Annotated in this window: 7 protein-coding genes and 1 pseudogene; all 8 read left to right on the top strand. The window is 71.6% G+C overall.

Annotated elements, in window-relative coordinates; translation table 11 throughout:
• Positions 1–173, top strand: a pseudogene (locus AB8A24_RS20135) (chorismate synthase); the annotation flags it as partial.
• Positions 170–688, top strand: a complete 519-nt coding sequence (locus AB8A24_RS20140; RefSeq protein WP_266389286.1) for a shikimate kinase — start codon at positions 170–172, stop codon at positions 686–688. The pseudogene AB8A24_RS20135 and the gene AB8A24_RS20140, both read left to right, overlap by 4 nt.
• Entirely contained in the window at positions 685–1,776 is a 1,092-nt protein-coding gene (aroB, locus tag AB8A24_RS20145; protein ID WP_328964067.1) for a 3-dehydroquinate synthase, read from the top strand. Before AB8A24_RS20140 ends, aroB begins: the two co-directional genes overlap by 4 nt.
• Positions 1,773–2,213 carry a type II 3-dehydroquinate dehydratase gene (gene aroQ, locus AB8A24_RS20150; protein WP_328964068.1) on the top strand — a complete coding sequence of 147 codons (441 nt, stop codon included), beginning with the start codon at positions 1,773–1,775 and terminating at the stop codon, positions 2,211–2,213. The genes aroB and aroQ overlap by 4 nt, the downstream gene beginning before the upstream one ends.
• A gap of 92 nt (positions 2,214–2,305) precedes the next feature.
• On the top strand, positions 2,306–3,112 hold the full coding sequence (locus AB8A24_RS20155) for an AAA family ATPase (RefSeq protein WP_328966050.1): 807 nt from the start codon (positions 2,306–2,308) through the stop codon (positions 3,110–3,112).
• A gap of 68 nt (positions 3,113–3,180) precedes the next feature.
• Positions 3,181–4,287 carry an aminopeptidase P family protein gene (locus AB8A24_RS20160; protein WP_266389278.1) on the top strand — a complete coding sequence of 369 codons (1,107 nt, stop codon included), beginning with the start codon at positions 3,181–3,183 and terminating at the stop codon, positions 4,285–4,287.
• A 59-nt stretch (positions 4,288–4,346) separates the two neighbouring features.
• Entirely contained in the window at positions 4,347–4,913 is a 567-nt protein-coding gene (gene efp, locus AB8A24_RS20165; RefSeq protein ID WP_327386411.1) for an elongation factor P, read from the top strand.
• 3 nt (positions 4,914–4,916) lie between these two features.
• Positions 4,917–5,351: a transcription antitermination factor NusB gene (gene nusB, locus AB8A24_RS20170; protein WP_266389272.1), complete on the top strand. Its 435-nt coding sequence runs from the start codon at positions 4,917–4,919 to the stop codon at positions 5,349–5,351.
• Positions 5,352–5,390 lie beyond the last annotated feature (39 nt).

Below are 5,390 nucleotides of genomic sequence, written 5' to 3' on the forward strand. Positions count from 1 at the left end.
TGGCGCATCACCAGCGCTCCGACGTGTGTGCGGTGCCGGCCGCGGGCATCGTCGCCGAGGCGATGGTGGCCCTCGTGCTGGCGGACGCGGTCGTGGAGAAGTTCGGTGGTGACTCCGTCCCGGAGACCCGTCGCAACGTCCGCTCGTACCTCGAGAACCTGCAGATCCGGTGACGGCCGGACCACTGGTCGTCCTCGTCGGACCGATGGGGTCCGGCAAGTCCACGGTGGGGGCACTGCTCGCCGAGCGGCTCGGCGTGCCCTACCGGGACACCGACGCCGACATCGTCGCCGCCCAGGGCCGCGAGATCTCCGACATCTTCGTCGACGAGGGCGAGCCGTACTTCCGTGACCTGGAGCGGCAGGCGGTCGCCGCCGCCGTCGCCGGGCACACCGGAGTCCTCGCCCTCGGCGGCGGCGCCGTCCTCGACGAGGGCACCCGCGCACTGCTGGCCGGGCTGCCCGTCGCCTACCTGTCGATGGACGTCGAAGAAGCCGTACGGCGCGTGGGCCTCGGCGCCGCGCGCCCGCTGCTCGCCGTCAACCCGCGCCGCCAGTGGCGCGAGCTGATGGACGCCCGGCGCCCCCTGTACACCGAAGTCGCGCGCGTCGTGGTGGCCACCGACGACCGCACCCCCGAAGAGGTCGCCCAGGCGGTCCTCGACGCTCTGGAGTTGAAGGACGTATGACAGACCAGGTGACGCGGATCCAGGTCGGCGCGAGCGCCGGACACGACGCGTACGACGTGCTCGTCGGGCGGCAGCTGCTCGGCGAGCTCGGCTCCCTGATCGGTACGAAGGCCCAGCGGGTCGCCGTGATCCACCCCGAGGCACTGGCCTCGACCGGTGAGGCGCTGCGCGACGACCTGGCCGAGCAGGGCTACGAGGCGGTCGCCATCCAGGTGCCGAACGCCGAGGAGGCCAAGACGATCGAGGTCGCCGCCTACTGCTGGAAGGCCCTCGGCCAGTCCGGCTTCACCCGCACCGACGTGATCGTCGGTGTCGGTGGGGGAGCCACCACCGACCTCGCGGGCTTCGTCGCGGCCAGCTGGCTGCGCGGGGTGCGCTGGGTCGCCGTACCCACCACCGTCCTCGCGATGGTGGACGCGGCGGTCGGCGGCAAGACCGGCATCAACACCGCCGAGGGCAAGAACCTGGTCGGTGCCTTCCACCCGCCGGCCGGCGTCCTGTGCGACCTCGCGGCCCTCGACTCGCTGCCCGTCAACGACTACGTCAGCGGCCTCGCCGAGATCATCAAGGCCGGATTCATCTCCGACCCGGTGATCCTCGACCTGATCGAGGAGGACCCGGCGGCGGCCCGTACGCCCGACGGCCCGCACACCGCCGAGCTCATCGTGCGCTCCATCCAGGTCAAGGCCGACGTGGTCTCCAGCGACCTCAAGGAGTCGGGACTCCGCGAGATCCTCAACTACGGCCACACCCTCGCGCACGCCATCGAGAAGAACGAGCGCTACAAGTGGCGGCACGGCGCGGCCGTGTCCGTCGGCATGGTCTTCGCCGCCGAACTCGGCCGGCTCGCGGGCCGGCTCGACGACGCGACGGCCGACCGGCACAAGGCGGTCCTCGCCTCGGTCGGGCTGCCGCTGACCTACCGCGGCGACCAGTGGTCCAAGCTGCTCCAGACCATGCAGGTCGACAAGAAGTCCCGCGGCAACCTGCTGCGCTTCATCGTCCTCGACGGGCTGGCCAAGCCGACCGTCCTGGAGGGTCCCGACCCGGCGCACCTGGTCGCCGCCTACGGTGAGGTGTCGGCGTGAGCCGCCGCGTCCTCGTGCTGAACGGCCCGAACCTGGGCCGGCTCGGCTCGCGCGAGCCCGATGTGTACGGGGCCACCTCGTACGCGGGCCTGGTGGAGAGCTGCCGCACACTGGGCGAGGAGCTCGGCTTCGACGTCGAGGTCCGCGAGACCAACGACGAGGGCGAGCTGATCCGCTGGCTGCACGAGGCGGCGGACGGGAAGATCCCCGTGGTCATCAACCCGGGGGCCTTCACGCACTACTCGTACGGCATGCGGGACGCGGCCGCGCAGCGCACGGCCCCGCTGATCGAGGTGCACATCTCGAACCCGTACGCCCGCGAGGAGTTCCGCCACACCTCGGTCATCGCCGCCGTGGCGACCGGCACGGTGGCGGGCTTCGGCATCGGTTCGTACCGGCTGGCGCTGCGTGCACTGGCGGACGAGATCTCCGCCTGACACTCTGCCTGACGGCGCTGGTGGACGGTCGGGCCCCGGCAGTCATATAACGTTCTCGCATCAGTCGCTTGAACGAGACGGAGTGGCAGCGGATGCAGCACGGAGTGGGGAATGGGGGCGCGGGCCCGTGGCAGCCGGGACCGCGCCCGTCGGCGCCCCCGCAGCCGCCGATACCCCCGGCGCACGGCTGGCCGGGTTCACCCCCGCCGCAGTCTCCGCCTCAGCCGCCCCACCAGCCCCATCAGCAGCCGTCGTATCCCTCGCAGCCCGTGCCCGCCGTGCCGGAGGCCACCGGGCACATCCCGCTGCCTCCCGCCGTGCCGGGCACCGGCGGAGCCGTCCTCGCCGTCCTGCTGATCGGCCCGGCCGGCGCCGGCAAGACCACCGTCGCCCGGCACTGGGCCGGCAGCCGGCCCGTGCCGACCGCCCACGTCAGCCTGGACGACGTCCGCGAGTGGGTCTGCTCCGGCTTCGCGGACCCCCAGGCGGGCTGGAACGAGCACTCCGAGGCCCAATACCGCCTCGCCCGCCGGACCTGCGGCTTCGCCGCCCGCAACTACCTGGCGAACGGCATCTCCTGCATCCTGGACGACGCCGTCTTCCCCGACCGGCCCGTGGTCGGGCTGGGCGGCTGGAAGCGGCACGTGGGGCCGAACCTGCTGCCGGTCGTCCTCCTGCCCGGCCTGGAGATCGTCCTGGAGCGCAACGCCGAGCGCTCCGGCAACCGTCGGCTCTCCGACGAGGAAGTCGCACGGATCCACGGCCGGATGGCCGGCTGGTACGGCTCCGGACTGCCGATCATCGACAACTCCCACCTCGACGTCGAGGGCACCGCCCGCGCCCTCGACGAGGCCCTGGCCCGCGCACTGTCCGCCCCCGGCGGCCGCCCCGGTCAATAGCCCCTCCCAGGGCCCGTCCGGACGCGCTCGCCGGGCCGGATCGGCGGGGCGCTCGTACGCTCGAAGACATGTCAGACGTGTACGCCGCCCGCCGGGACCTGCTTCGCGACCGATGCGCCGCCGCGGGGAACGCCGCCGCACTGATCACGCGTCCGGCGAACGTCCGCTACCTCTCCGGGGCGTCCCCGCTCGGCGCGGTGCTGCTCGTCGGCCCCACCGAGGACATGCTCTTCTGCGCCGGAGCGCCCACCGGCGAGGCCGATGAGGGCCGCCTCGACGAGCACCTGAACGCCTCCGTCCTGGGCAGCCCCGGCGGGGACCCGGCCGTCGCGGCCGCCGATCTGGCCGCCGCGCTACGGGCCGACTCGCTCGCGGTGGAGGAACACCACCTCACCGTCGCCCGGCACCGGGCCCTGCGCTCCGTCGCGCCCAAACTGCGTCTCGCCGACCTCGGTACCGCCGTCGAGCAGCAGCGCCTCGTCAAGGACGAGGAGGAGATCGCCTGCCTGCGGATCGCCGCGGAGATCGCCGACCAGGCCCTCGGGGAGTTGCTGGAGTCCATCCTCGTGGGGCGCACCGAGCGGCACCTGGCCCTGGAGCTGGAGCGCCGGCTCGTCGACCACGGGGCGGACGGCCCGGCCTTCCCGACCTCCGTCGGCACCGGCCCGCACTCCGGCCGCTCCCGGCACCGGCCCTCCGACCGCAGGGTGGAGGAGGGTGACTTCCTCACGGTCTGCCTGGGCGCCAACTACCGTGGCTACCGGTGCGAGATCGGCCGGACCTTCGTGATCGGCACCAGCCCTGCCGACTGGCAGATCGAGCTGTACGACCTCGTCTTCACCGCCCAGCGGGCCGGACGCGAGGCCCTGCTGCCCGGGGCCGCGTACCGGGACGTGGACCATGCCGCACGTTCCGTCCTGGACTCCGCGGGTCACTCGGAAGCCCTCGCTCCGTGGACCGGACACGGCGTGGGCCTCGAAATCGACGAGGACCCGCAGCTTGCACCTACGGCAATGGGTAAACTGGACGCTTGCGTGCCGGTCACCGTCGAACCGGGGGTTCACCTCCCGGGCCGGGGAGGTGTCCGGATCGATGACACGCTCGTCGTGCGCCCCGAGGCGGACGGCGGTCCCGAGCTACTCACCATTACGACCAAGGAGCTGCTCGCGCTCTAGCCGGCTCTGCCGGGCTGTGCGCGCATCCGTGGTCTTCCAGTGCAGGAGATTCCGCAACCGTGGCTTCCACGAACGACCTCAAGAACGGCATGGTGCTGAAGCTCGACGGGGGCCAGCTCTGGTCCGTCGTCGAGTTCCAGCACGTCAAGCCCGGCAAGGGCCCGGCCTTCGTGCGCACCAAGCTCAAGCACGTGCTCTCCGGCAAGGTCGTCGACAAGACGTTCAACGCCGGCACGAAGGTCGAGACGGCCACGATCGACCGCCGCGACATGCAGTTCTCGTACATGGACGGCGAGTACTTCGTCTTCATGGACATGACCACCTTCGACCAGCTGATGGTGGACAAGAAGGCTGTCGGCGACGCCGCCAACTTCCTGATCGAGGGCTTCACCGCCTCCGTCGCCCAGCACGAGGGCGAGGTGCTCTACGTCGAGCTCCCGGCCGCGGTCGAGCTCAAGATCGAGCACACCGACCCGGGCGTCCAGGGCGACCGCTCCACCGGTGGCACTAAGCCCGCCACCCTGGAGACCGGCTACGAGATCCAGGTCCCGCTCTTCGTCACCACCGGCGAGACGGTCAAGGTCGACACCCGCACCAGCGACTACCTCGGCCGGAAGAGCAACTAACCCGTGGCTGCTCGGAGCAATGCGCGCAAGCGCGCCTTCCAGATCCTCTTCGAGGCGGACCAGCGTGGCGTGCCCGTGCGCGAGGTCCTCGCGGACTGGATCCGCCACGCGCGGTCGGACGACCGGCAGCCGCCGGTCAGCGCCTTCACGATGGATCTCGTCGAGGGTTACGCCGACAAGGTGAACCGCATCGACGATCTGATCATCACCTACGCCGTGGACTGGGACCTCGACCGCATGCCGGTCGTGGACCGGAACATCCTGCGGCTCGGTGCCTACGAGCTGATCTGGGTGGACGACACCCCGGACGCCGTCGCCATCGACGAGGCCGTCCAGCTGGCCAAGGAGTTCTCGACGGACGAGTCCCCCTCGTTCGTGAACGGGCTGCTGGCCCGCTTCAAGGACCTGAAGCCGAGCCTGCGGCGCAGCGAGAGCTGACCGCACGGCCCAGCGCCGGCACCGCCCTAGGGAAGGCGG

The sequence above is a fragment of the Streptomyces sp. BF23-19 genome (assembly GCF_041106355.1).
GTDB lineage: Bacteria > Actinomycetota > Actinomycetes > Streptomycetales > Streptomycetaceae > Streptomyces > Streptomyces virginiae_A.

What these genes read in the sequence shown, in the direction of transcription:
- AB8A24_RS20155 (WP_328966050.1), top strand. Translation starts at nt 2,306, where the DNA reads ATGCAGCACGGAGTGGGGAATGGGGGCGCGGGCCCGTGGCAGCCGGGA.
- AB8A24_RS20160 (WP_266389278.1), top strand. Translation starts at nt 3,181, where the DNA reads ATGTCAGACGTGTACGCCGCCCGCCGGGACCTGCTTCGCGACCGATGC.
- aroB (WP_328964067.1), top strand. Translation starts at nt 685, where the DNA reads ATGACAGACCAGGTGACGCGGATCCAGGTCGGCGCGAGCGCCGGACAC.